The sequence below is a fragment of the Chitinophaga parva genome (assembly GCF_003071345.1).
Taxonomy (GTDB): Bacteria; Bacteroidota; Bacteroidia; order Chitinophagales; family Chitinophagaceae; genus Chitinophaga; species Chitinophaga parva.
In genome coordinates, this window is sequence record NZ_QCYK01000003.1 from 615,144 (window position 1) to 639,435 (window position 24,292).

A 24,292-nucleotide genomic window follows, 5' to 3' on the forward strand; every position below is an offset into this window, starting at 1 on the left:
GCCAGATATTTTTGGCTATGCGGTAAGGGCCTTCAATTCCGCCCACCTGGAGGCCCTCGTAAATTTCTATCGCCCTGGCAGCACCATGCTCGAACCGGCCAGTCGATGACCTGAAACGATTGGCGCACCAAGCGATTTGAAAACGAGTGTTTTTAGTCGCTTTTTTATTTCCTGGCATCGGCCCCGAAAAGTTGAAAAAATACTGGATGCGGCCGGTCAGGAGTTTTCCTGGGAAAAGTGTAGGAATATTCCGCCTGGTGGCAAAAGATCTAATTTATTCATGCGCTTCACACCCGTCTTTTGAACAAAGCAAATGCGTCTTCTAAACAAAGTTGCCATCTTTGAATGCCCCTAACTTTGTTTTCTCAAATTAAAGAACATGACACAGACAGATCAGGTCCTGGTCACCGGCGGATCAGGCTTTATAGCCAGTAATTGCATCGCCGGGCTCCTGAAAAGAGGTTATCGGGTGAAAACATCCTTACGTTCCTTAAACAGGATAGCGGAAGTAAAACAGCTACTTTCAGTCGCCGGGGTTACCGACTTTGATCGGTTGCATTTTGTTCAGGCAGACCTGTCTGATGAAACGGCATGGAAGTCAGCAGCAGAGGGTTGTCGTTACGTGATACACCCCGCTTCGCCTACTCCGAATTTTATCGCAAAACATGAAGACGAGTATATCGTACCGGCCGTGAACGGTGTGCTTTATGTCTTACGGGCAGCAAAGGCTGCTGGAGTTGAGCGGGTAGTCTTAACGTCCGCTTTTGGTGCCATTTGTTATGGTACGGACAAGCATACGCCTTATACAGAAGAAGACTGGACAGATTTATCAAAAGATATTCCCGCCTACCAGAAGTCTAAGACACTGTCTGAGAAAGCCGCCTGGGAGTACGTGAATAATGAAGGTAAAGGGCTGGAACTCGCGGTGGTAAATCCGGTCGGCGTTTTGGGGCCGGTGCTTGGGGCTGACTATTCGCATTCCATTCAATTTATTTACCAGATGCTCAACGGGCAGATAAAAGGTGTTCCGAAGATCAAGTCCGTTTATGTTGATGTTCGGGACGTAGCCGACTTACACGTTATGGCTATGACTGATCCGAAAGCTAACGGCGAGCGTTTTTTGGCTACTTCCGGCGAAGCCATCTCGTTATTAGATATAGCAAATATGCTGCGAAGCGAATTGGGCGAAAAGGCGGCGAAGGTGCCAAAGAGAGAAATTCCCAGCTGGATCCTGAGGATCATTGGATTATTTAACCCTACAGTAAAATTGATCCTACCACACCTGGGGATGATAAAAGATGCCAGCCATGCAAAAGCTACCCGCCTGCTCGGCTGGCATCCCAGAAGTAATAGAGAAGCTGTTATTGCAACGGCGAAAAGCCTCATCAGTTTGGGACTGGTGAAATAATCGTTTTGTAACATCAGTCGCTTAGGCGATTGCAGACAGATTATATTGACCTGCTATCCGTTCATCAATGGGATTGGAATACGCCCATCGAAGAAACGATGCGCACGCTGGATGATCTGGTGGAAAAGTTCGCTACATTGGTGTGAGTTATGCTCCGGCGTGGAAAGTAGCACAGGCGCAAACAATGGCGGCCTTCAAAGACTGGATGCCTTTTGTTGGCCTGCAAATTGAATATTCCCTGTTGGCACGTACTGTTGAAGATGAACTGGTGCCTATGGCGCAGGAACTTGGTTTAGGGATCGTCCCCTGGGCGCCGTTAAAAGGAGGCCTGCTCTCGGGGAAATATGACCCTTTAGTTGAAAATCAACATCCAGGCGCCCGTATGGGTGGCACGGCACGTAAAGTCGTTTTATCTGAAAAAGAAATAGCTATCTTAGACGAATTGGGTAGAATGGCAGATGTGCATCATACAACAGTTGCCGCCACAGACCTGGCCTGGGTGGTCAGCAGGCCAGGCGTAAGCGCTACGATCATTGGCGTTCGCAAACCGGAACAACTGGATTTACGCCGCCGGTTTTACCCCTTACTAAAAATATGATACCGGGTAAATATTGAATTTTATTTTTACATCATGGAAAATCCAGGTGCCAATATTAAAGGCAGGATATTTGTATCCTGCAAAAAGGAAAAACATTACAGCAGGGAAATGATACTTAACCAGCACGCGCTTGTTTATGTGTTGGAAGGAACGTTGGAATTGTCTTACGGCACTCAATTCTACACGTTCAAGCCCGGAATGACCCTATTGATTCCGAGGAATCAGCTGGGTAGGATGACCAAACTGCCCCACCAGGATGCACCATTCCGTTCCATATCTGTTTTGTTCCCTGAGCAACTCCTGCGTAAACACTATGAGACGCGGCAGGGCAATTCCACAGAAGAGAAACCCAAAGGTCATCTTGCCCTGGACAGACATCCTTTGCTTGAAAGCCTGTTTAATTCGTTGATCCCTTATTTTGAAATGCACGACGAATTACCACCGGATCTGGTAGAAATAAAGATTTCGGAATGTTTAACAGTACTGGATGCCTGCAATCCAAAGGTACAGGGCCTTCTCAGTTCATTTAGCGAACCCGGTAAAGTTGATCTGGCCGCCTTTATGGAACAAAACTTTATGTACAACCTCTCGCTTGAAAAATTTGGGTATCTCACTGGCCGCAGCTTGACTACATTCAAAAAGGATTTTAAGAAGGAATTCAATACTACACCGGGTCGTTGGCTTACGCAAAAACGACTGGAGTTTGCGCATGACCAGATTGTCGTTAAGAAACGTAAGCCTATAGAGATCTTTTTTGACGCAGGCTTTGAAAACCTGTCACATTTTTCTTTTGCTTTTAAAAAGCAGTTCGGCTATAGCCCAACGGCTGCAACCAGCCTATCCTGAATGCGGCAGGATTTTGACCGGCAGCGCCTCCAAAGGCCGGAACCAGTATTATTCCTATTATCACTGCTTTGATGGGTAGCTGCCGGTCCGGCACCGAGAGGTGGATGATAAGATTGCCAACATTGGCACCACGATTTGAGGACAAACAACTGGCATTTGGACTTCTTAAGACAATAACTTTGGACCTTACACGAAAGCTGGCTAAAAATTTTATGATCAACTTTGCATCATAAAAATTTTAGGCAATGGAAGACAAAAAAGCATATATCATCACAGGGCCAACTTCTGGTATCGGTTATGAAACAGCATTAGCACTTGCAAAATACGGCACGGTTATACTTATTGGACGAAATCGTGAAAAATTAGAACAGGTACAAAAGACCATCAAAGATAATGGACAAAACGCGTTGTCCCTAGTCTGCGATATTTCAGACATTTTAAGCGTGAAAAGAGCTGCACGGCAAATCGTGGAACTTAATCTTAGAATAGGCGGATTGCTGAATAATGCAGGGGTTATGCTGCAAAAAGCGACAAAAAGTGCTCAAGGTTGGGATATGACGTTTGCTACAAATTATCTCGGTGCATTCGCATTGACGGAATGTCTTGTGCCTGATCTTCCCGATGGAGCAAATGTTGTGTTTATTGGTTCTGCGATTGAAGACGCTGAACGAAAACCTGCAAAAGTTATGGGAATGAAAGGAGGCCGTTATATCTCTGCAGAAGCAAGCGCCCATGGTGAATGGAAGGCAGGCGGTGCTAAAATGCCGGGCATAGATGCTTATGCTACTTCAAAGCAATGTATTCTTGCTGCGGCAATGGCTTTTGCACGGGAAAACCCGAGATTACATTTCAACGTTGTAGAGCCTGGAATAACAAGGGGGACAAATCTTGGTGGTGAAAGTACTAATGCTTTCGTGCGTTTCTTGTTTGGTTATCTGATGTCCATAATTCCTCCTTTCTCTACTTACAGCAGTACACCCAAAAAATCGGCAAAGGTAATTACAAAAGTACTGACCGATGAGTCGGGCAAAACAGGTGTTTATTTTGACGAAAAAGGGCAGCCCATGCTTGGCTCAGAGTTGGCGCGAGACCAAAAATTTCAGGAAAATGTTGTTGCGGAAACTCGTGCCTTGTTATCTAAAGTAAAAGAATAATTAAATTGGGGATTGTAAGATGAGCGCAGCAAATTATCATATCGGCGTAATTTCACCGGAACAGTTTATTGCTGAACACACCTTTGTATATATCATAAAAGGTGTAATGCACATATATGATGGCAGTAAAAACTACATGCTGAAATCCGGGGAATGTGGTATTGCCCGAAAAAACCATTTTGCAAGATATAAGAAGGAAAAGGAAAATGGGGAACTTGAAAAGGTATTTGTCTTTTTCGATGAAAAGTTTCTTAGGATGTTTCAGGAAAAACATAAAACAACAGCATTGAAATTTAAATCGAATGAAACGATTTTACGCATCAGTAAAAACAATTTAATGCCGAATTTTATTCAGTCGCTGTTGCCCTACTACGATCACGGAAAAATAAACGAAGCCTTTGCCGATTTGAAGCGGGAAGAACTACTTATTATTTTATTACAGACTCAGCCCGGACTAGCAGGCTTATTTTTTGACTATGGCATACCTGAAAAGGTAAACATTGAAGAATTTATGAATCGAAATTTCAAATTCAATGTAAGCATTGAACGTTATGCATTTATGACTGGTCGAAGTTTATCGGCATTTAAACGGGATTTTAAAATAACTTTCAAGGACACGCCAAATCATTGGTTGGTAAAAAAGCGATTGCAGGAAGCCCATTTTTTGATAGAAGAGAAAAACAAAAGGCCATCTGAAATTTATTTGGAATTGGGCTTTGAAACCTTGCCGCACTTTTCATTTGCTTTTAAGAAACAATTCGGGTTGACACCAACCGAACTGGCATGCCGGAAGAAGAAGACTTGTACCTGATGTTGGCGTTATAGGGGCGAACAACGGCTCAAGTTTGGGTTTTCAGTTCAGCTGGAGGCCTAACAAACCGAGCCTCGCCCATGGTTCCCGCGGTCTGGCCTTTATATTGCTGCGCTCACCCAAGCTAGCTTGCGCCGAAATACAAAAGCCCCTGGCTACTGCCAGAGGCTTTATTGTTAGTCGGGATCTATAAACCGCTTGGTTAGCTGCTCTTTTAACGCTATATTCCATTTCAGCCAATATTCAGCATCATATAGCTTTAACGTGTCCGCATTTGAAGACAGGTGAAAAAACATAAATATTAAACTGCAAATAATTAACTTTAGTTTAAATATACATTTATATAGTACCTAAATAAAACTTATGAATAACGTCTTTAGATAGGTCACTATTCCTGATAATTTAAAATATGTTTGAGGTTTTTGAAAAATACATACAAGCCCAATCGCAAATCAGCCGCGAGCAAATTAAACTGATATATTCTTTTTCTAAAGAAAGGACGATTAACAAAAATGAATTTGTATTGCGTGAAGGAGAAGTATCGCCCACTCATTTCGTGGCGAAGGGGCTTTTGCGTCTTTGCCAAATAGATACCGGGGGCAATGAACATATATTAAAATTCGCGCATGAAAACAGGTGGATAAGCGACCGCGAAAGCTACTTAAATAACTCACCCTCGACTTTAAATATCCGGGCTATTGAGGACAGCTATATACTGGTATGGAAAAAATCCGATTTTGACCATCTGTTAAACGAACTGCCGTTGTTCAGGCAATTGATGAGATACCTATCGGCAAAAAATCAGATTGCCAATCAAAACCGGCTTTATAAATCAATCAGCCTAAGCGCCGAAGAAAAATACATTGATATTATAACTAATCAGCCTATTCCATATGAACGGGTGCCATTACACATGATCGCATCTTATTTAGGCTTGAGCAGGGAAACATTAAGTCGTGTGCGCAAGAACTTAGCACAGCCCAAACAACCATCTCTGTAATTATGTGACAAATGTCCTTGTCGTTTACCTATTGCTTTATTTAGATTTGCACTTATGAAAACAGCAATTAATTTCAATATCAGAGACTTAAGTCCTCAACTGCGAGTATCAAATATTGCTAAATCTCTTTATTTTTATCATCAATTAGGATTCAAAACCGCTTTTCTTTGCGAGGATTTTTATGCGGGGGGTAGCAAGGATGGTTTTGCTATTCATCTCAAATTGGGAAACCATGACCAAACAGAAGTCGAAGAAAAAATAAAAATCAGGATTTAAATATTTTGTTTGCAGTTAATAATATTCATTGATGTGTACGATGCCGTTAGCAATATAAATGTCGCTATTCTACAGCCACTGAGAGAAACGGACGATGGCTGCGAGTTCTATATAGCAGACCCTGACGGTAATACAATCACCTTTATTGAAGAAAAATGAAATTTAATTTAAACACCATTATACTCTTTGTCCACGATGTGGATAAGCAGGCAGCATTTTATATTGGCGCCTTTCAATTTGAGGTGGTTGAAGAAATAAAATCCGAGTGGGTCTTGCTAAAATCAGGTTCCTGTAAAATTGGCCTTCATAAAATTGGCCCTTCATATCAAAGAAAGCAAACGGAAACGGTACAGTCAGAAAGCAATACTAAAATTGTTTTTGAAGTTGACGAAGAAATTACCAAAGCAAGGGACTGGCTAATCAGTAAGGGAGCGCTAATGAAAGAACCGAGAAGTTTTGTCAATGACGGTCAATTATTTTGTGACGGTGAAGACCCGGAAGGTAATATCTTTCAATTGATGCAAAGATGAGGGACTATTTCAGTAAGTGTGTAAGTTTAAAAGTCGAGGTGAACAGGTTGGGTTAGATTTTCACCCGTCCTTCGGAAATAGTTAAAAATTGATTCAGGATCATGCCCCAGTTTCTAATGGGCATGGTCCTTTTTTTTGATGCTTCCCGTAAAGCCAAATACACCTGAGTCAATTCCCTGGGTTTTCAGCTTGACCCGTTTTGGGGCTTATTTGCGTTTCATCTTTTGAAAATGGAGGTATAGGGGCCTTAAAACGAAAAAAAGCCTTACAATCCTTTGTTACAAGTGTTGTAAGGCTTACATTAAGTCGGGATGACTGGATTCGAACCAGCGGCCTCTTCGTCCCGAACGAAGCGCGCTACCGGGCTGCGCTACATCCCGAATGGACTAAAATTATCCCTTTTGTCAAGGGATTGCAAAAGTAACAATCTTTTATAAAAAACCAAATTTTATCTGCGCCATTTCTCATAACGCCACCAGCTGTAGCAACTCCGCCTTGCTCATCGCCTGTAGCAGTTCCCCGTCCGCCTTCACCAGGCTCCCCGCCAGCTCCTTTTTATGCTCCTGGAGCTTCAGCAATTTCTCCTCAATAGTACCCGGGCAGATCAGCCGCACCGCCACCACGTTCTTCGTTTGTCCAATGCGGTACACGCGGTCTATCGCCTGGTTTTCCACTGCGGGGTTCCACCATGGGTCCAGCAGGTACACATAATCCGCAGCCGTAAGGTTCAGCCCTACGCCACCAGCCTTGAGGCTCACCAGGAATACGCGCACCATTTCCTCATCCTGGAACGACTGCACCACCCGCTCCCGGTTACGCGTGCTGCCGGTCAGCATCGTGTAGGGAATGTTCCTGTTCTTCAGCGCCTGCTCCACCAGTTCCAGCATGCCCACAAACTGGGAAAACACCAGGATCTTATGGCGGGTGGATTTGCTTTCGATCTGCTTCAGCAGCATTTCTATTTTGGCGGCACCCTCGCCGTAGAGTTTTTCTTCTTTTAGCAGCAGCGGTGAATCGCAGATCTGGCGCAGCTTTGTAAGGCTGCTCAGGATATGCATGGCATGCTTCGCCAGGTCTTCATTGTTAATGCCTTCCAGGAAGTCGCGGAACTCTTTTTCATACTGCTGGTACACCTGCCATTGCTCATCGCCCATGGGGCAGAACTGCACCATCTCCGTTTTCTGCGGCAGTTCCGCGGCCACCTGCTCCTTGGTGCGGCGCAGGATGAAGGGCGCCACCTTCCGTTGCAGGATGGCCACATGCTCATTGTCCTTGAACTTGTCTATCGGGAACGCATATACGTCTTTAAAAAATTGCTTGCTGCCCAGCAAACCCGGGCAGGCAAAGGAAAGCTGCCCGTAGAGGTCAAAGGTGTTGTTTTCCACTGGTGTGCCGGTGATCACGATGCGGTTGCGGGCCTGCAGCAGGCGCACGGCCTTGTAGCGTTGGGAGTTGGGGTTTTTGATCAGTTGTGATTCGTCGAGGAATGCGTAATTGAAAGTATACTTGCGCAGGTAGTTGATGTCGGCCATCAGCGTGCCATAAGTGGTGATCACCAGCTCATACCGGCTGTAGTCCTGCGTCTTGCGGTCGCGTTGGGGCCCGTAGTGGGTGAGCACTTTAATGGAGGGTGCAAATTTATATAGCTCTGCTTCCCAGTTAAACACCAGCGATGTGGGCACCACCAGCAGGTTGGTGTTTTGTGTTACCTTGGTGCGTTGTAGCAAAATGAAAGCAATGATCTGCAGGGATTTTCCCAGGCCCATGTCATCTGCCAGGCATCCGCCAAAATTCAGGTCATCCAGAAAATTAAGCCAGTTGAGGCCTTGCTGCTGGTAGGCGCGCAGCTGGCCCTGGAGGCCTTCCGGCACGGGTACCGCTGCAATGCGGGTGGTATCGTTCAGGAAGCGATGGTATTTGTCCAGCTCCTGTTGTACATTCTCGTCCAGGTTGGCCGCATCATAAAGGTCTGCAATGGCGGAGAAGTTCACTTTGGAGGTGAGGATGTTTTCATCCACCACGGTACCGGCATCAAAATAACGCGCAAAGCGGCTGATCCATTCTTCCGGCAAAATGCCCTGTGTACCGTCGTCCAGTTGCACAAACCGGCTTTTGTTGCGCACGGCTTTGTGCAGTTGTGGCAGGCTGGCCTTACGCCGGTCAAAGGTTACATTCACGGCGGTGTTGAACCAGTTAATGCCACTGGTCACCTTGATCTCTATCTTCGGTTTGTGGGGATTGACCGTGATGTTCTTCAACTGGCTGAACCCCATTACCGTAATACCATGGGCCCGCCAGTTTTCAAAAGCATCGAGGAACCAGTCCTGCTCCAGGAATTCCAGGCGGGGTAGGTAAAAGTAGGGGAGGCTGTTTTCCAGTTGCTCCGGGAAGTCAAAGTGCTGGCGGGTGAGCAGCGCGATGAATGCTGTTTCTGATGCGGCATCCCGGTGCAGGGTCATGGCTTGCCCGTTCTCGCCGGGTGTGTAAAGCACGCGCTTGGTGCGCACCGGTATTTCCACCGTGCCATAGCGGATCACCGGTGTAAGCAGGATGTAATTATCCAGGTCGGAGAGATACAACAACCACTCCCGCGATGGGGGCGGTGCATCCTGCACAGGCGCCATTGCAGGTGGGTACTGGATGCTGATGAAGTCTTCCAGTTTGCTCAGCACCTCCTGCTGGAACAGCGCAAACTTAGACCCATGCACGCTGATCTCATAGTGATGGCGGCGGAAGAAGTCCATTACCTTCAGGAAAGGGTAGTGACTTACCAGGTGCAGTGCATGATCGATCTGCACAAAATAATCGAACCGCATCTTCACATCGCGCAGCGCGTAAGGCATGCCGTCTATCACTATGGATGCATGAATGCGGTAAAAAGGCGCCTGCCATTCCACCTGTATACGCAGGTCCTGTGCCAGGCTGCCCAGGGTTATGGCCTCCAGTGCATTGGCCACCACGTTGTCTGAACTGCGGTTGTTGTGCGCGTAGAACCGTAGCCCCAGCGGGTTACGGGCTATTGCCTTCAGGCCTTCCAGGTCTGTGGCGCTGGTGTGGGCGGCAATGTTGTTCTGGAACTTAGCCAGGGCCGTGTAGAATTTCAACTCATCAGCGCGGTCGCTTTCCCAGGCCAGGGGCAGGGGCGCCAGTGCCTGTAAAGGATTTTTTAATTTGCCGGCAGCGGTGGTGTCGGCGGTATAAAGTTCGGTGCAAACCTGTTTGTAATATTTATGCTGGCGCAATACCACGAAGAGCTGGCGGCCTGCCGGCTGGTGCAGTTTTATGGGCAGCAGTGTCTGCGGGTCGGGCAGCAGCAAGGCTTTCAGGTCATGCGTGATTTCCGGTGTTACGGCAAAAAGGCCTGCCTGCCGGGGTTTCACCTGCAGCTGTTGTTTTTCATAACTTACCTCAAACCAGTTATCCAGCGTGGCTTCATCCTGCAGTCCATACGGTGCGGCATAGGGGCGCAGCATGCGCTGGCGTGTGGCCGGGTCGAAGAACAGGCGCAGTTCATCTTTGTAAGCAATGGTATAAAGGGCCCTGGCCTGGTGGGCGCAAAGCGCGTAAGGCAGCGTGGTATCGCAGGTGCAGGTGAGGGCCAGTTTATCCGCATGCAGCTGTACACTTACCTCCGGGTAGTTAAATGCGGTGGAAGATGCCGTAAGCACTGCCTGCCCCATTTGCAGTTCTCGCGCCACCAGCGTGGCGCCGGCCCACGCGTCCTCCCCAATGCCTTCGTGCACATGGCGGGCTATAAAACCGGCATCCAGTTGCGCCGGACCAAATGGTGCCAGTACGCAGGCGCCCGGGTCATTGAATAAATCGTTCATGCTGCACCAAAATTACCACTTATACACCCCGGTGTCAAAGATTTTTACGTATTTATAAAAAATAATATATATTTGATCCCGGCTTGTTGATCCGTAAGAAACAGCGTCCCGTTTTTTGTTTGCTGTACCGTTGTTCCTGGTTTTAAAAATCAATATAAATCCTGACTAAAAACCCAATCAATCCCTCATGAAACGCAATGCCCTTATCCTGTGCCTGGCTGCAGCATTTTCCAGCACCATGATCGCCTGTAAAAAAGATACTTCCGGCGGTGGCGCCTCCACTACGGTAGATGGTACCTGGAACTTTGTTTCGCTGGAAGCAGATACCCGTGTAACGGTTTCCGCGCAAGGTGAAACCCAGATCTCTACTTCCCACTATGCGTCTACCAAAGCCAGTGGCTCCGTGACCATGCTGAATGGAAAGTACAGCTCCGATGGAATGCCCTATACTGCCAGCGGTACGGTGTCTAGCGACGATCCGCTGGACCCGGAAAATTCCATCAGCCTCCCGCTGGATTTTGACATGCCCGGCATTAAAAGCTCCGGTACTTATAAAGTGATCGGTGATTCTCTCTATACTTCCGGCGCGTTTGCCACACCGAATGACGCTACTAATTCCAATGCGCCCACTACTACGGGTGGTAAGTTCAGGATCTCCAACGATACGCTCATTCTCACCAGTACGGTGGATATTACGCAAACAGTGGTGCAGAACGGCATTTCCGGTAAGGTGAATGACTGGGGTGTAATGGTAACCAAACTGGTGAAGAAAAAATAAGCCGTAAGGCAGGACTGGCGGGGTTTTGGATGAGGAATCACTGCAAGCAATTCCTTTTTCTGCGAATGCCTTCCACCGTTATTGCCCATATCGCTTATTTGCCGGAGGTCTCCACGCTGCGCATCACCTTCACTTCACAAAAGGTGTATGATTACCTGGAGGTGCCTCCTGCCGTGTATGAAGCCATGAAGGCGTCCCGCATCAAAGGCATTTATTTTAACCAGTATATTAAGAACAGGTATGCCTGCCGGTTAGTGAGCACGCCCGGGCAAGACCTGTTCAGTCATGCAAACGAGTTGTAAAAAGCCCGGCCACTACGGCCGGGCTTTTGCTTTGCCGGGCAATTTTTTTTAAGCCATGGTGCGACAAATTTCCGCACATTGTTTACAGGCGGCCGCACATTCCTGGCAGTGCTGCATATCCTTGTGCCGGCTGCATTCTGCGCCGCAGCGTTCACAGATCTCCGCACATAATTTACAAATGGCCCGGGCCTGCCCGCTGCCCAGGCTCATGAGCTGGGCAGCAGCATAGCAAAGAGCGGCGCATTCCATGTCCAGTTGTATGCACGTACTCATGGATTTTACATCCGCTTCCTGCAGGCAGCTGCTGGCGCAGTGGTTACAAAGTGCCGCACAGCGCAGGCAGGCGTCTATACATTGTTGGTATTGGTGGTATCCCATAACGGTGCGTTTTGGTGAACAATACCTTCCGAAATATGATGCCGTTTTACATGCCAAAGCGGTGGCTGCCGGGCAGTCCACCGCTGGGTGCAGGATGTGTTATGTTATGGTTTTACCGTGGCGGTAAAGCCGGCTGCCTGTAATGCTGCTACAATGGCGGAGGGAGCGGCATCACTGGTTACGGTCAGTATTTTTTCAGGATTGGCGGTGTCTACTTTCCATTGGTGTGCACCGGCCACCTGGTCCAGTGCGGGTGTGGCCTTGGCCACACAGCCGCTACAGTTGATATTGGTCTTGAATTGTATGTTGTTCATATGATGTTGTTTTAAACAAATGTACGCAGGTGGGTGGCACTGCTGTTTACTGTATTCCGGGAATGATTTGCATAATTTTTACCGCCATTTCAGCCGCAGGCTGTTGGCTACTACGCTTACAGAACTCAGTGCCATCGCGGCGCCGGCTATCATGGGGTTGAGCAGGAATCCATTCACCGGGTACAGGATGCCAGCCGCCAGCGGAATGCCAATGAGATTATAAATAAAGGCCCAGAAGAGATTTTGACGTATAGCTGATACCGTTAGTGATGAAATATGTATGGCCTGCGGAATGCGTGCCAGGTCGGAGGATACGATGGTCATGCGGGCCACGTCCATGGCTATGTCACTGCCCCGGCCCATAGCAATGCTTACATCTGCCTGTGCCAGTGCTTCTGCATCGTTAATGCCGTCTCCGGCCATGGCTACCACATGCCCCTCGCGTTGCAGCGCTGTTACAAAAGCGGCTTTATCACCAGGCAGTACGCCTGCCTTGTAATGGGTGATGCCTGCTTTTTCCGCGATCACTTTTGCCGTAGCGGCGTGATCGCCGGTAAGCATATATACCTGGATACCCGCGTCCTGCAAGGCTTTCACGGCGCCCGGGGAACTGGGTTTCAACGCGTCTTCTATTGCCAGCACAGCCAATGCTTCTGTGTTGTTTGCAAAATAGATCACTGTTTTAGCGGCTGCCCGCCATTGTGCTACGGTAGCTGCCAGTGCAGGCGATACCGTGATGTCATGCGCTGTGAGCAGGCGGAGATTGCCTGCATAATAGGTAACGTTATCGTGAATAGCGGTGACACCGGCGCCGGGTAGGTTGGTCACCTGGGTAAGGGTAACAGGTTCCTGTGCCGGTAAATAGGCCACCACAGCACCTGCCAGCGGGTGGGTAGATTGCTGTTCCAATGCTGCCAGTACCTGGGGCAACGGTGGTGTGCCTGCTTTCCATTCCAGGGCGGTGACCGCCGGTTTACCTGCTGTGAGGGTGCCGGTCTTGTCCAGTACAATGGCGTTTACGCGGCGCGCCAGTTCCAGGCTTTCCGCATCTTTAATAAGGATGCCTTGTGCCGCGGCCTTGCCCACACCCACCATGATGGCAGTGGGCGTGGCCAGTCCCAGGGCGCAGGGGCAGGCAATGATCAATACTGTGATCATGCCCAGCAGGCCATGGGAAAGGCTTTGCGGCCCCCCGGCCAATAACCATATACCAAACGTTAGTACTGCAATGCCAATGACCACCGGTACAAAAATGCCGGCTATCTTATCTACCCGCCGCTGCACCGGGGCCTTGCTGCCCTGTGCGTTTTGCACCATCTGGATAATGTGTGCCAGCACGGTATCGGCCCCGGTTTGCAGTGCGGTGACCTGCAGGCTGCCCTGCTGGTTCATGGTACCTGCATACACTTTGCTGCCGCTTGTCTTTTCTACCGGCAGGGGCTCCCCGCTGATCATACTTTCATCAGCGAAGGAATGGCCCTGTGCTACCTGCCCGTCCACCGCAATCCGGTCGCCACCCCTTACCAGCAGCAGGTCTCCGGGCTGCACACTGGCAGTGGGCACTTCCTGTTGTGTGCCATCGGGGAGCAGGCGTATCACGGTATTGGGCTGTAGTCCCATCAGCTTTTTAATGGCGCTGGCCGTGCCACCTTTGGCCTTTTCTTCCAGCCATTTGCCTAATAAAATAAAGGCTATCACCACTGCGGCGGCTTCAAAATAAACGGGTGCATGCAGTCCCTGGGCATGCCAATAGCCGGGCCAGAGCGTATTGCACACGCTGAAAACGTAGGCCACGCCGGTGCTCAGGGCTACCAGGGTATCCATGTTAGCCTTGCGGTGACGGGCCTGTTTCCAGGCATTCACGTAAAAAGGGGTGCCAAAATAAAAGATAAAGGGAGTGGCCAATGCCCACATGATATAGTTAGCATACGGCATATCCATGAAGAACATCCCGATCACCGCCAGCGGTGCCGCCAGGATCAAAGCAGCTATGGTTTTGCGTTGCAGCGTTTTCGCTTGTTGCTGCTGCTGGTCTTCAAAAGTTTGGGCGGCATTGTCTTCAATCAGCAGGTCGTAGCCCAGGGCCTGCAGGGCTGTCTTCATGGCGGTGGGAGCTACCTTTGTGGGATCGTAAGTGACCTGTGCCGTGGCATTGGCAAAGTTCACGCTGGCCTGGCTTACGCCGGGCAGGTATTGCAAGGTGCTTTCTGTGCTCACTGCGCAGGCTGCGCAGCTAAGGTGCAGTACCGGGAAATTTTTGGTGATCGTCGGGTTCATAACATTCCAAGGTTGTTCGGTTACAAATGTCCAACCCCCGGGATGCCCCGCCGTTACAGGATTACAGGTATGCTTTGCATAATTTCAGCAGCGCGCTGCGGTTTTGCAGGATTCCTTTTTTGTTTTGCATAATTCCCATACCCGGCTATACTTTGTCCAATGGCTTTCTGTGCCCATGCTGTCCTTTGAATGCGCTGGGCGTCATGCCGGTCACTTCCTTGAACTGCCTGCTCAGGTGTGCTACGCTGCTGTACCCTGCCTGGAAAGCGATCTCTGAAATGCTCAGCTCATCATACACCAGCAGTTCCTTTACACGTTCCACCTTTTGCCGGATGTAATATTTCTCCACCGTTACACCCTCCACCTGGGAAAACAGGGTGCTGAGCGTATTGTAATCATGGTGCAGGGTTTGGGCCAGGTAGGTGGAGAGGTTGATGGTGCGCTCGTCTGCTTCCTGGTGCACCAGCTTGCGGATGGCGTTCTTTACCTGTTCTATGAGGCGGCTTTTGCGATCGTCTATCAGCTCAAAGCCCAGTTGCTCCAGGTCATGGGAGAGGGGCTCCAGTTCAGCTTTTGAGAGGGTTTCTTCAATTTCCGCTTCTCCCAGTTGGAGGGAGAGCAGGTGCAACTGGCGGGCGGTTATTGTTTGTCTTACCGCGGCTATGCAACGGTCGCAGACCATGTTTTTTATGTAGAGCTTCATGTTATGGGATTGTTCGTATGTAATTACTTTAGGTTATGACGTATTACCATTCACAATGTAGGATTGCCGCGGCAATGTATCACCTTTGTGTGGTCAATAAAACGAAAGTATATGAACACAGACACTGGCATTACCCGGAAAAGAACCTGGCTTGATAAAAGCATTACCACCCGGGAGGTGATCTTCACCGGCGCTTTGGTACTTTGCATGCTGCCCTTTGTATCGCCGCCATGGGCGCTGCTCCTGGGCATTTTTACGGCACAGGTCATTGGCCATCCTTTCCTGCATCTGAATCATAAAGCTACGCATATTTTATTGCAGGTATCAGTGGTGGGCCTCGGCTTTGGTATGAATGTGCAGGGCGCACTGAAGGCAGGGCAGCAGGGGTTTGTTTTCACCATCGCCTCCATCAGCGCCACCCTGTTGCTGGGCTGGGGGCTGGGCCGCTGGTTGGGAACAGACCGGAAAACCAGCTACCTGGTGGCCTGTGGCACGGCTATTTGCGGGGGCAGCGCTATTGCAGCTATTTCCCCGGTGATCCGTGCAGAAGACAAGCAAGTGTCTGTAGCACTGGGCACGGTGTTCATACTGAATTCCGTTGCCCTCTTTTTATTCCCGGTGATAGGCCATGCCCTGCACCTGAGCCAGGCCCAGTTTGGTTTGTGGAGCGCTATCGCTATTCACGATACCAGCGCAGTGGTAGGCGCGGCCAATAAATATGGTCCCGAAGCCCTGCAGGTGGCCACCACGGTAAAGCTGGCCCGTGCCCTCTGGATCATGCCGGTAGCCCTGCTTACGGCGGTGTTTTCCCGGCAGGGCGCCCGCAAAGTAAAAATACCCTGGTTCATCCTGTTGTTTGTGCTGGCCCTGCTGCTGCATACCTGGTTTCCTATGCCGGTAGTGAGCGGTGCGATGGTGCAGGTGGCCAGGACAGGGCTTACGCTCACGTTGTTCCTCATTGGTGCCGGCCTTTCCAGGGACGTGCTGAAAGGCGTGGGCGCCAGGCCGTTAGTACAGGGTGTGGGGCTGTGGGTGGCTATTTCCGGGGCGGCATTGTATGCAGTGCTGCATTGGGCGGCGTAAGCAGCGCCGCCTTTTACAGCGCGCACTTGCAGCCGGACAACAGCCTGCCCCGGGAAAAAAGATTTGGTCATTCCCGGATAACTATCGTAATATTGCGATATGGGATTAACGAAATCAGATTTATTCACCAAACAGCAGAATGATATCGCCAATATGGCGAAGGCTATTGCGCATCCTGCGCGCATTGCCATCCTGCAATACCTGGTAAAGAAAAACGCCTGCGTAACGGGTGATCTGGTGGAAGAACTGGGCCTTGCCCAGGCTACTACGTCCCAGCATTTAAAAGAATTAAAGAACGCTGGCATCATTCAGGGTACCGTGGAAGGCGCCAGCGTTTGCTACTGCATTGATCCCAAGGTTTGGAACCGCTACAAGCAGGTTTTCAACGTCTTCTTTGTGGAAGTAAAAAATGATAGCAGCTGCTGTTGATTTTTTTTGCCTCCAATTATCGCAATATTGCAATGATACGATAAAAACAAATTGCTATGCAAACAGATGAACAACTCAAAGAACTGGTAAAACAAAAATATAGTGAGATCGCGCTACAGGACAAGGATACCAACCAGGCGTCCTGTTGCGGTTCGGGTTGTTGCTCCACCGAAGTATATAACATCATGAGCGATGATTACAGCCACCTGGAGGGCTATAACCCGGATGCTGATTTGGGCCTGGGTTGCGGGCTGCCCACGCAATTTGCCAGGATCCAGCCAGGTAATACCGTTATTGACCTGGGCTCCGGTGCAGGCAATGATTGTTTTATTGCCCGCAAAGAAGTGGGGGAAAGCGGCAAAGTGATCGGCGTAGATTTTACCCCGGCAATGATTGAACTGGCCCGCACCAATGCAGATAAGCTGGGGTATAACAATGTGGAATTCCGCCAGGGTGACATTGAGAAAATGCCCGTTGGTGCCGGCGTTGCTGACGTTGTAGTGAGCAACTGTGTGTTAAATCTGGTGCCCAATAAGGACGGCGTGATAAAGGAGATCTTCCGTGTACTCAAGGCCGGCGGCCACTTTAGTATATCTGACATTGTATTGGAAGGCAACCTGCCGGAAAAACTGCGTCAGGCTGCTGAAATGTATGCGGGTTGCGTGTCCGGAGCCATCCAAAAAGAGGCTTACCTGGGACTGATTACTGCTAATGGCTTTAAGAATATGACCATCCAGCGGGAAAAGACAATTCATATTCCAGACGATATTTTGAGCACCTACCTGTCTGCCGCAGAAATAGCCGCATTCCGCGCAGGTGACGCCGGCATTTACAGTGTTACGGTGTATGCGGAAAAACCCCGGGCGGAAGCCTGCTGCGCACCCGGATGTTGCCAGTAAACAAGTGCTATACCCTCAACAAATCAATATGCAAAACTGTAATCCCGCCCAGCGCAAGCGCCTGAGCTTCCTGGACCGTTACCTGACCCTTTGGATTTTTTTGGCAATGGCTGCAGGCGTGGCTATTGGATACTTTGTTCCCTCCGCGCCTGCGTTTATCAATTCCTTTTCTACAGGCACTACCAATGTGCCGCTGGCAATAGGGCTGATCCTGATGATGTACCCACCGCTGGCAAAAGTGCGATACGAACAAATGGGACAGGTATTCCGCAACACGAAGATCTTATCCGTTTCATTATTATTAAACTGGATCATCGGGCCGTTGCTGATGTTTGTGTTGGCGGTAGTGTTCCTGCGCGACCAACCAGCCTACATGACTGGTCTTATCCTGATCGGCCTGGCCCGTTGTATCGCTATGGTCATCGTATGGAATGAGCTGGCGGAAGGCAACCGGGAGTATGCGGCGGGCCTGGTAGCATTGAATAGCATCTTCCAGGTATTGTTATATAGTGTATATGCATACATCTTCCTGACCTGGCTACCTGGCTTGCTTGGCATGAAAGGCGCTACAGTGGCGGTATCCATTGGAGAGATCGCCCGTAGTGTTGGCATTTACCTGGGTATTCCGTTTGCCGCCGGCGTGATCAGCCGCTATACGCTTATCCGCTTGAAAGGTGAAAGCTGGTACCAGGAAAAATTTATTCCGGTTATTTCACCCATCACCCTGATCGCATTACTCTTTACCATTGTGGTGATGTTCAGCCTCAAGGGGCAGATGATCGTACAAATACCGCTGGACGTGGTGCGCATCGCCATTCCGCTGGCAGTGTACTTTGTTATTATGTTCCTGGTTAGCTTTCTGTTGGGGCGTGCCATGGGGGCCGATTACAGTAAAAATGCCTCCATAGCCTTTACGGCGGCGGGCAACAACTTTGAATTGGCCATTGCGGTGGCAATCGGGGTGTTTGGCATTAATTCCGGGCAGGCATTTGTGGGGGTGATCGGCCCGCTGGTAGAAGTTCCGGCATTAATTGCGCTGGTGAATGTAGCTTTCTGGTTGCGTAAACGCTGGTACAGCCGCGAGGCGGATACTGCCAACCTCACAAAAACGCAGGCATAATATTATCCCAGACACTATAACAAATACAGGGTATATGAAAATCGCTTTATTTAGTGACATCCATGCTAACCTTCCCGCGTTGGAAGCCTTTTTTGAGGATGTGGAAACGCGTAAACCGGACGCCATTTACTGCCTGGGTGACCTGGTGGGTTATAATATCTGGCCCAATGAAGTAATCCGGGAGATCCGCCAGCGGGGTATTCCTGCCATAGCGGGTAATTATGATTTTGGTATTGGCCGCACCAGCGATGATTGCGGCTGCGCTTACAAAACGGATGATGAAAAGGCGAATGGAGCAATATCCATCAGTTATACCAATGCTGTTGTAAAGGAGGATGAACGCCGCTATCTGCGCACACTTCCGGCGCATATCAAGGTTGAATTTCAATTGAACCACGATAAACTGAACCTGTTACTGGTACATGGCAGCCCACGTAAGATCAACGAATATCTATTTGAAGACCGGGAGGAGAAAAGCATGTTGCGCATAATGGCGGACGCCGATGCAGATATTATGTGTTTCGGGCATACGCATAAACCCTATCACCGCATATTACCTGGCGCACCGGATGCAGCAACGCCGCATTACCGCCACGCCATCAACATTGGCGCGGTCGGTAAGCCCAAAGACGGTGATCCCCGTGGCGGTTACGTGCTGCTTCACATCGATGAAAATGCCAGTACGAAGTCTACTGCAGGTATCCGGGTAGAATTTATCCGGTTTGAATACGACGTAGAAAAGGCTGCAAAAGCGGTAGAAGATAGTCCACTACCGGATGCATACGCAGAAAGCCTCAGGAATGCCCGCTAGTCTCCATTAATCCCGGAAGTGGAATACCGGTTCTTCCAGGCCGGTGCTGCATAGGGCAGGAGATAAAATGATACACATGGTCAACAAAGCAGGCGGTATAGGTGTATGGGGTGCTTGCTACATTATCCTTCATGGCGCTGCTGCAGCAATTTCTCCAGCTGTTTCAGTTTGCCTTTCCAGAAGCCCTCAAAAAATTCCAGCCATTGTTTCACTTCATTGAATCCAGCTGCCTGGAGGCTGCAATGCCGCTCCCGGCCCAGGTCTTCAATGGTGATAAGGCCGGATTCCTGCAACACTTTTACATGCTTTGACACCGCCGGCCGGCTGATGTTAAAATTGTCTGCCAGGGCATTGATGGTAAGGCTTTGCGCCGCCAGCAGCACCAGGATGGCGCGGCGCGTGGGATCGGCGATGGCCTGGAATACGTCTGCTTTATGCGGGTACATGGGCGCGTTCATTTAAAAGATCTGCAAAACGGGCTGCTATCTTGCCTTTCCAGCCCTTGCTCATGATCATGGCGGCTATTACATTCTTCCAGCCTTTGAAACCAGCTTGTGTAAGCGTGAGGGCGGTGCCGCCTTCCCGGGCCTCCAGCGTCCAGGTGATCAGGGTGTCCAGGTTAATAACGCCGGGCCTTGGGCCTCCCTGCCAGGTATACACCAGGCGGTGCGGGGCCTGTACTTCCTTTACTTCTGCATACACAATACCGTCCCATCCCATCTTTACGCGGGGCTGGCTGTGAAACCGGAAGCGATGCCCCACTTCCGCACGGAAATCGTTTGGCATGAGCCACTGGCCCAGCAGGGCAGGGTCTGTCAGGTATTCCCATACCTGCTGCGGCGGGTGCGGCAGGAACCAATGCACCAGGATATCTTTTTCCATGATAAGTAACCTTTGAGTTACGTAAAGATAGGTAACCTGCAGGTTATATAAAAATGTTTTCCCCCGGCGCTTGTAACAAAACAGCCGGGTACGCCGTTAAAAGGGCATTCAAGATAAGGGGGCCCGTCCCTGTAGCACGAATGTGTTAAATTCGTCTACGCCATTTTTACTTGCAGGAATTTTTTCTACTTTGTTATTTTAGAACCAAAATCAATCAATTGTAACCCTTTTTCATGATATCACAACAGTTCCCAGCAACTGGTGATCGTGTTTGCCTTGTAGTCCAGGAACGTGTAAAAGTTTGTTTGAGAAAGGGCGCCCCGTCCCGTCCACGTGCTTTTTTTGTAATGGTGTTTACGTTGTTTTCCTTTGCCTGCTTTGCACAACAACAATCGTCCGGTTTTATTGACAGTGTGCGCCAGCACTATGAAAAAATGGCCCTGCCTTTTTTGTTCAACGGGTTTGAATACGTGCGGTATGACCTGCGCATCTTCAAACAGGAGCATCCTTACTTCCGCAAGCCCGCTTATGCACCGGGCGACATCTGGTACGACGGACGGTATTTCGCCGGCCGCACCTTGCTGTATGATGATGTGAAGGAACAGGTCATTATTCCCGCGGACTATATACCCGGTCTTTACGGGCAGATAGCGCTGCTTTCTGAGCGGGTGGACAGTTTCAATGTGTACGGTATGCAATTCATCCACATGAAAGACAGTACCCAGTACCGTCCCGGTTTTTATGCGCGCATGCACCGGGGTAACAAAGGCACGTTGTATGGCCACTTCCTGAAAACGCTCCAGAAAGGCGTGATCACGCAGGATGGGGTAAGAGACGTGATCACTGACGTTACCTATTTTGAATGGGAGTCCAATGGTACTTACCAGACCTTGCGTACCCAGGCAGACCTGAGCAGGGCCCTGCAGGTAAAACGCAGCCAGCTGAAACGGTACATCCGCAGCCAGGGAATAGAATTTCGTAAAGACCGTGAAGCCGCCATGGTGGCCGCGGTGCAGCATTTCGATCCTCAATAAACCGCTTGCATGAAATATTGTTTACTCCTCCTGTTCTGTATCATAGCATGCACCGGTGCCCTGCGGGCACAAAGCCCCGTGCTGGCCAGGCCTGTAACCGTGCGGCTGGACAGCGCCGGCATACAACAGCTCACAGATACACTTGAAAAACAGACAGGCGCTTACTTTTACTATGACGTAACCGCATTTGACAATACTTATTTCACCGCCACCCTGGTGCAGCAACCCATGCGCGAAGTGCTGGACTCCCTGCTGGGCAGGTTGGGTTTTTCTGTAACGGAGGATGCACAACATCATGTGTTCATCGCCTCCGGCCCCCCGCTTACGTTGCAGATCCCGCTGGCAGGCAGGCCACCGGCCCCCATACTGGCAGTAACCCCGCACGCGAACGGGCGGGTGTTGCCCCGCGCCGGCAAACGCAAGACAGCCGGAGGGCCCGCTACAGAAGAAGAGAATGCGGCCGTAAAGGCTTCGTACGATGATTTCAAAACGTATAATATTGGTAATAGCAACAGCACGGCGGGCAATGCCACCATTACAGGCTATATCCGGCGTGCCACTACCAATGAAGGCATTGGCAACGCTACGGTAGCAGTGCAGGGCCTTACCGTAAAATCTGTTTCTGATCCCTATGGTTACTACACCATCACCCTGCCCAAAGGCAGCTATGTGCTGCGCTTTACCTGCATTGGCATGATGGATGCCCGCCGCCAGGTAAGCCTCCGCGGCGATGGCAAACTGCCCGTGGTGATGCATGATTTTGTGCAAAGCCTGAAAGGTGTGACCATTGAAGGGGAGAAGTCGTCCAATGTGCGGAGCGCCGCCATGGGTGTGCAGAAAATAGATATCCAGACCATCAAGCGCGTGCCCTCGCCCATGGGAGAAGCAGATATCCTGCGCGTGTTGCAAATGCTGCCGGGAGTTACCTCCGCCGGCGAAGGCAGCACCGGCCTTAACGTGCGCGGTGGCAACGTAGACCAAACCCTGGTACTGCTGGATGGCGCTACCGTGTATAACCCCGCCCACTTCTTTGGTTTCTTCTCCGCCTTCAACCCGGATGTGATCAAAGATGCGGAATTGTATAAAAGCAGTATCCCCGTGCGTTACGGCAGCCGCCTGTCGTCCGTGCTGGACGTGATCACCCGCGAAGGTAATCAGCATAAGTTCTCCGGCTCCGGCGGCATAGGCCCGCTGAACGGGCACCTTACGCTGGAAGGTCCTATTGGTGACAAGACCACTTTCATCCTGGGTGGCCGCGCGTCCTACTCAGACTGGATACTGCACCTCCTCAAAGATCCGCAGTACAAGCGCAGTTCCGCCGGCTTTTATGATGGAAACCTGAAGATCACCAACTCCTGGAACGATCATAACACCATTTACCTCTCCGCCTACATCAGCCACGACAATTTTAAACTGGATAGGGATACGGCGTACAAGTACGGCAACAAGAACGCGGTGCTGCGCTGGAAGCATATTTTCAGCAGCAAGGCATACGGCACCTTCTCCGTGGGCACGGACAATTACAATTTTAGTATGAACAGTGATGCCAATGAGATCACTGCCTTTAAATACAGGTTCAACGTGGCACAGCAGCATGCCAACGTGGACATGAACTTCATGCCGAGCAACAAGCATCACCTGGAAGCAGGTCTGGGCGGCATTTACTACCAGCTTTCGCCCGGCGATTACCAGCCCAGTGGCAAAAGCCTGGCGCGCCCCAACACGGTGCCGAAAGAACAGGCGGTGGAAGCCGCTGCTTACGTGGCAGACAACTACACCATTACGCCAGATCTTACGCTGAATGTAGGCCTGCGTGGTGCTTTCTTTGCCAACCGTGGCCCCGCCGTGGTGAATGAGTACCTGCCTGGCCTGCCCCGGGAAATTTCCTCCGTGAAGGATTCTGTGATGTACGGCTCCGGCAAAACGATCAAATCATACGCCGGGCTGGAGCCCCGCATGGCACTGCGTTACACGCTCACTACCAATTCTTCCGTGAAGGCGGCGTACAACAGGACCCAGCAGTTCATCCACATGCTGTCTAACACCACGGTAGTGTCACCCACGGATGTGTGGAAGCTTAGTGATACTTACATCCGGCCGGAGATCGGCGACCAGGTGTCCATTGGTTACTACCGCAACTTTAAACATAACACCATCGAAACATCGGCAGAGTTGTATTACAAATGGATCCGCCATGCCCTTTCATACAAGAGCGGTGCTAACCTGCTGCTGAACCACCACGTGGAAACGGATGTGGCCAATGCAGACGGCAAAGCCTATGGGGTGGAACTGCTGGTAAAGAAGACCGCCGGCAAGATGACGGGATGGGTAAGCTACGCCTACAGCCGCACCCTGCTGCGCATGCGCGATCCGCTGGTAACCGATCCTACGAACCACGGCAACTATTATCCCGCGGACTACGACAAGCCGCACACGGCGAACCTGGTGGCGAATTACAGCATTTCCCACCGCTTTAATGTATCACTGACATCGGTGTATGCCACCGGGCGCCCTATCACACTGCCCATTGCCAGTTATTATATTGACGGATCGGTGCGTGTACTGTATGCAGACCGCAACAGCGCCCGCATCCCGGATTATTTCCGTACAGATTTTTCCGTGAACATTGATGGTAACCACAAGCTGCACAAGGTGGCGCACAGTTCATGGTCGCTGGGCGTGTACAACATGCTGGCCCGCCGCAACGCCTACTCGGTCTACTTTGTATCGGAAAATGGCCAGATCCATGGTTACAAGCTTTCCATTTTCGGTACGGCCATTCCATTTATCACGTACAACTTTAAGTTCTGAGGTACGGGTAGAAAATTT

Annotated in this window: 23 protein-coding genes, 1 tRNA gene and 1 pseudogene; 17 read left to right on the top strand and 8 right to left on the bottom strand. The window is 50.1% G+C overall.

The features are described from left to right. Window positions 1-379: 379 nt before the first annotated feature. From DCC81_RS21690 to DCC81_RS21725, 8 genes and pseudogenes are all read left to right on the top strand, one after another. Complete coding sequence (locus DCC81_RS21690) at window positions 380-1,408, top strand: SDR family oxidoreductase (protein WP_108688766.1); 1,029 nt, start codon at window positions 380-382, stop codon at window positions 1,406-1,408. A gap of 29 nt (window positions 1,409-1,437) precedes the next feature. Then, window positions 1,438-2,006, top strand: a pseudogene (locus DCC81_RS21695) (aldo/keto reductase). A 33-nt stretch (window positions 2,007-2,039) separates the two neighbouring features. After that, window positions 2,040-2,852: a helix-turn-helix domain-containing protein gene (locus tag DCC81_RS21700; protein WP_165806691.1), complete on the top strand. Its 813-nt coding sequence runs from the start codon at window positions 2,040-2,042 to the stop codon at window positions 2,850-2,852. 245 nt (window positions 2,853-3,097) lie between these two features. Next, window positions 3,098-4,006, top strand: coding sequence for an SDR family NAD(P)-dependent oxidoreductase (locus tag DCC81_RS21705; protein ID WP_108688768.1), 909 nt, complete (start codon window positions 3,098-3,100; stop codon window positions 4,004-4,006). 19 nt (window positions 4,007-4,025) lie between these two features. After that, window positions 4,026-4,817, top strand: coding sequence for a helix-turn-helix domain-containing protein (locus DCC81_RS21710; protein WP_108688769.1), 792 nt, complete (start codon window positions 4,026-4,028; stop codon window positions 4,815-4,817). A 409-nt stretch (window positions 4,818-5,226) separates the two neighbouring features. Further along, complete coding sequence (locus DCC81_RS21715; protein WP_108688770.1) at window positions 5,227-5,817, top strand: Crp/Fnr family transcriptional regulator; 591 nt, start codon at window positions 5,227-5,229, stop codon at window positions 5,815-5,817. 54 nt (window positions 5,818-5,871) lie between these two features. Then, window positions 5,872-6,093 (top strand): VOC family protein, encoded by a 222-nt coding sequence (locus tag DCC81_RS21720; RefSeq protein WP_108688771.1) that lies wholly within the window; start codon window positions 5,872-5,874, stop codon window positions 6,091-6,093. A gap of 155 nt (window positions 6,094-6,248) precedes the next feature. Continuing rightward, window positions 6,249-6,623 carry a VOC family protein gene (locus DCC81_RS21725; RefSeq protein WP_108688772.1) on the top strand — a complete coding sequence of 125 codons (375 nt, stop codon included), beginning with the start codon at window positions 6,249-6,251 and terminating at the stop codon, window positions 6,621-6,623. Window positions 6,624-6,929: 306 nt separating this feature from the next. Here DCC81_RS21725 and DCC81_RS21730 read toward each other — a convergent pair. Next, a tRNA-Pro gene (locus tag DCC81_RS21730) sits at window positions 6,930-7,003 on the bottom strand. A gap of 84 nt (window positions 7,004-7,087) precedes the next feature. Next, entirely contained in the window at window positions 7,088-10,453 is a 3,366-nt protein-coding gene (locus DCC81_RS21735) for a DEAD/DEAH box helicase (protein WP_108688773.1), read from the bottom strand. Between the two features lie 187 nt (window positions 10,454-10,640). Here DCC81_RS21735 and DCC81_RS21740 point away from each other — a divergent pair, with 187 nt between their 5' ends. Continuing rightward, window positions 10,641-11,231, top strand: coding sequence for a hypothetical protein (locus tag DCC81_RS21740; RefSeq protein WP_108688774.1), 591 nt, complete (start codon window positions 10,641-10,643; stop codon window positions 11,229-11,231). 65 nt (window positions 11,232-11,296) lie between these two features. Beyond that, complete coding sequence (locus DCC81_RS21745) at window positions 11,297-11,533, top strand: KTSC domain-containing protein (protein ID WP_108688775.1); 237 nt, start codon at window positions 11,297-11,299, stop codon at window positions 11,531-11,533. A 48-nt stretch (window positions 11,534-11,581) separates the two neighbouring features. On the opposite strand, the gene DCC81_RS21750 is transcribed toward DCC81_RS21745, so the two are convergent. The 4 genes from DCC81_RS21750 to DCC81_RS21765 all read right to left on the bottom strand — a co-directional run bounded on the left by DCC81_RS21750 (window position 11,582) and on the right by DCC81_RS21765 (window position 15,205). Next, the gene (locus DCC81_RS21750; RefSeq protein ID WP_108688776.1) at window positions 11,582-11,911 is read right to left on the bottom strand and encodes a four-helix bundle copper-binding protein; all 330 of its coding nucleotides are present in this window, start codon (window positions 11,909-11,911) and stop codon (window positions 11,582-11,584) included. A 104-nt stretch (window positions 11,912-12,015) separates the two neighbouring features. Further along, the gene (locus DCC81_RS21755) at window positions 12,016-12,225 is read right to left on the bottom strand and encodes a heavy-metal-associated domain-containing protein (RefSeq protein ID WP_108688777.1); all 210 of its coding nucleotides are present in this window, start codon (window positions 12,223-12,225) and stop codon (window positions 12,016-12,018) included. 78 nt (window positions 12,226-12,303) lie between these two features. Continuing rightward, window positions 12,304-14,502 carry a heavy metal translocating P-type ATPase gene (locus DCC81_RS21760; protein WP_108688778.1) on the bottom strand — a complete coding sequence of 733 codons (2,199 nt, stop codon included), beginning with the start codon at window positions 14,500-14,502 and terminating at the stop codon, window positions 12,304-12,306. A gap of 145 nt (window positions 14,503-14,647) precedes the next feature. Further along, window positions 14,648-15,205 (bottom strand): helix-turn-helix domain-containing protein, encoded by a 558-nt coding sequence (locus DCC81_RS21765; protein WP_108688779.1) that lies wholly within the window; start codon window positions 15,203-15,205, stop codon window positions 14,648-14,650. A gap of 111 nt (window positions 15,206-15,316) precedes the next feature. Here DCC81_RS21765 and DCC81_RS21770 point away from each other — a divergent pair, with 111 nt between their 5' ends. From DCC81_RS21770 to DCC81_RS21790, 5 genes are all read left to right on the top strand, one after another. Beyond that, entirely contained in the window at window positions 15,317-16,288 is a 972-nt protein-coding gene (locus DCC81_RS21770) for a YeiH family protein (protein WP_108688780.1), read from the top strand. Window positions 16,289-16,387: 99 nt separating this feature from the next. Continuing rightward, window positions 16,388-16,717, top strand: coding sequence for an ArsR/SmtB family transcription factor (locus DCC81_RS21775; RefSeq protein WP_108688781.1), 330 nt, complete (start codon window positions 16,388-16,390; stop codon window positions 16,715-16,717). Window positions 16,718-16,773: 56 nt separating this feature from the next. After that, window positions 16,774-17,616: an arsenite methyltransferase gene (locus DCC81_RS21780; RefSeq protein ID WP_108688782.1), complete on the top strand. Its 843-nt coding sequence runs from the start codon at window positions 16,774-16,776 to the stop codon at window positions 17,614-17,616. Window positions 17,617-17,644: 28 nt separating this feature from the next. Next, window positions 17,645-18,736, top strand: coding sequence for an ACR3 family arsenite efflux transporter (arsB, locus tag DCC81_RS21785; RefSeq protein ID WP_165806692.1), 1,092 nt, complete (start codon window positions 17,645-17,647; stop codon window positions 18,734-18,736). A gap of 34 nt (window positions 18,737-18,770) precedes the next feature. After that, window positions 18,771-19,547, top strand: a complete 777-nt coding sequence (locus DCC81_RS21790; RefSeq protein WP_108688783.1) for a metallophosphoesterase family protein — start codon at window positions 18,771-18,773, stop codon at window positions 19,545-19,547. 122 nt (window positions 19,548-19,669) lie between these two features. Here the strand turns inward: DCC81_RS21790 and DCC81_RS21795 are convergent, their stop codons facing one another. Both DCC81_RS21795 and DCC81_RS21800 read right to left on the bottom strand, forming a co-directional pair. Beyond that, a complete protein-coding gene (locus DCC81_RS21795) occupies window positions 19,670-19,993 on the bottom strand; it encodes an ArsR/SmtB family transcription factor (protein ID WP_108688784.1) in 324 nt (107 codons plus the stop codon). Then, window positions 19,980-20,429 (bottom strand): SRPBCC family protein, encoded by a 450-nt coding sequence (locus DCC81_RS21800; RefSeq protein WP_108688785.1) that lies wholly within the window; start codon window positions 20,427-20,429, stop codon window positions 19,980-19,982. Before DCC81_RS21800 ends, DCC81_RS21795 begins: the two co-directional genes overlap by 14 nt. Window positions 20,430-20,734: 305 nt before the next feature. Between DCC81_RS21800 and DCC81_RS21805 the strand changes: the two genes are divergently transcribed. Together DCC81_RS21805 and DCC81_RS21810 are read left to right on the top strand one after the other, a co-directional pair. Next, complete coding sequence (locus DCC81_RS21805) at window positions 20,735-21,463, top strand: hypothetical protein (RefSeq protein WP_133177762.1); 729 nt, start codon at window positions 20,735-20,737, stop codon at window positions 21,461-21,463. A 9-nt stretch (window positions 21,464-21,472) separates the two neighbouring features. Continuing rightward, the gene (locus DCC81_RS21810) at window positions 21,473-24,274 is read left to right on the top strand and encodes a TonB-dependent receptor (RefSeq protein WP_108688787.1); all 2,802 of its coding nucleotides are present in this window, start codon (window positions 21,473-21,475) and stop codon (window positions 24,272-24,274) included. Window positions 24,275-24,292: the final 18 nt, after the last annotated feature.

Excerpts from the sequence above, each read along its gene's own strand:
- DCC81_RS21715 (WP_108688770.1), top strand. The coding sequence starts at position 5,227 with ATGTTTGAGGTTTTTGAAAAATACATACAAGCCCAATCGCAAATCAGC.
- DCC81_RS21760 (WP_108688778.1), bottom strand. The coding sequence starts at position 14,502 with ATGAACCCGACGATCACCAAAAATTTCCCGGTACTGCACCTTAGCTGC.
- DCC81_RS21750 (WP_108688776.1), bottom strand. The coding sequence starts at position 11,911 with ATGGGATACCACCAATACCAACAATGTATAGACGCCTGCCTGCGCTGT.
- DCC81_RS21725 (WP_108688772.1), top strand. The coding sequence starts at position 6,249 with ATGAAATTTAATTTAAACACCATTATACTCTTTGTCCACGATGTGGAT.
- DCC81_RS21745 (WP_108688775.1), top strand. The coding sequence starts at position 11,297 with ATGCCTTCCACCGTTATTGCCCATATCGCTTATTTGCCGGAGGTCTCC.
- DCC81_RS21705 (WP_108688768.1), top strand. The coding sequence starts at position 3,098 with ATGGAAGACAAAAAAGCATATATCATCACAGGGCCAACTTCTGGTATC.
- DCC81_RS21770 (WP_108688780.1), top strand. The coding sequence starts at position 15,317 with ATGAACACAGACACTGGCATTACCCGGAAAAGAACCTGGCTTGATAAA.
- DCC81_RS21710 (WP_108688769.1), top strand. The coding sequence starts at position 4,026 with ATGAGCGCAGCAAATTATCATATCGGCGTAATTTCACCGGAACAGTTT.
- DCC81_RS21790 (WP_108688783.1), top strand. The coding sequence starts at position 18,771 with ATGAAAATCGCTTTATTTAGTGACATCCATGCTAACCTTCCCGCGTTG.
- DCC81_RS21700 (WP_165806691.1), top strand. The coding sequence starts at position 2,040 with ATGGAAAATCCAGGTGCCAATATTAAAGGCAGGATATTTGTATCCTGC.
- DCC81_RS21810 (WP_108688787.1), top strand. The coding sequence starts at position 21,473 with ATGAAATATTGTTTACTCCTCCTGTTCTGTATCATAGCATGCACCGGT.
- DCC81_RS21780 (WP_108688782.1), top strand. The coding sequence starts at position 16,774 with ATGCAAACAGATGAACAACTCAAAGAACTGGTAAAACAAAAATATAGT.
- DCC81_RS21755 (WP_108688777.1), bottom strand. The coding sequence starts at position 12,225 with ATGAACAACATACAATTCAAGACCAATATCAACTGTAGCGGCTGTGTG.
- DCC81_RS21720 (WP_108688771.1), top strand. The coding sequence starts at position 5,872 with ATGAAAACAGCAATTAATTTCAATATCAGAGACTTAAGTCCTCAACTG.
- arsB (WP_165806692.1), top strand. The coding sequence starts at position 17,645 with ATGCAAAACTGTAATCCCGCCCAGCGCAAGCGCCTGAGCTTCCTGGAC.
- DCC81_RS21740 (WP_108688774.1), top strand. The coding sequence starts at position 10,641 with ATGAAACGCAATGCCCTTATCCTGTGCCTGGCTGCAGCATTTTCCAGC.
- DCC81_RS21765 (WP_108688779.1), bottom strand. The coding sequence starts at position 15,205 with ATGAAGCTCTACATAAAAAACATGGTCTGCGACCGTTGCATAGCCGCG.
- DCC81_RS21775 (WP_108688781.1), top strand. The coding sequence starts at position 16,388 with ATGGGATTAACGAAATCAGATTTATTCACCAAACAGCAGAATGATATC.
- DCC81_RS21735 (WP_108688773.1), bottom strand. The coding sequence starts at position 10,453 with ATGAACGATTTATTCAATGACCCGGGCGCCTGCGTACTGGCACCATTT.
- DCC81_RS21795 (WP_108688784.1), bottom strand. The coding sequence starts at position 19,993 with ATGTACCCGCATAAAGCAGACGTATTCCAGGCCATCGCCGATCCCACG.
- DCC81_RS21800 (WP_108688785.1), bottom strand. The coding sequence starts at position 20,429 with ATGGAAAAAGATATCCTGGTGCATTGGTTCCTGCCGCACCCGCCGCAG.
- DCC81_RS21690 (WP_108688766.1), top strand. The coding sequence starts at position 380 with ATGACACAGACAGATCAGGTCCTGGTCACCGGCGGATCAGGCTTTATA.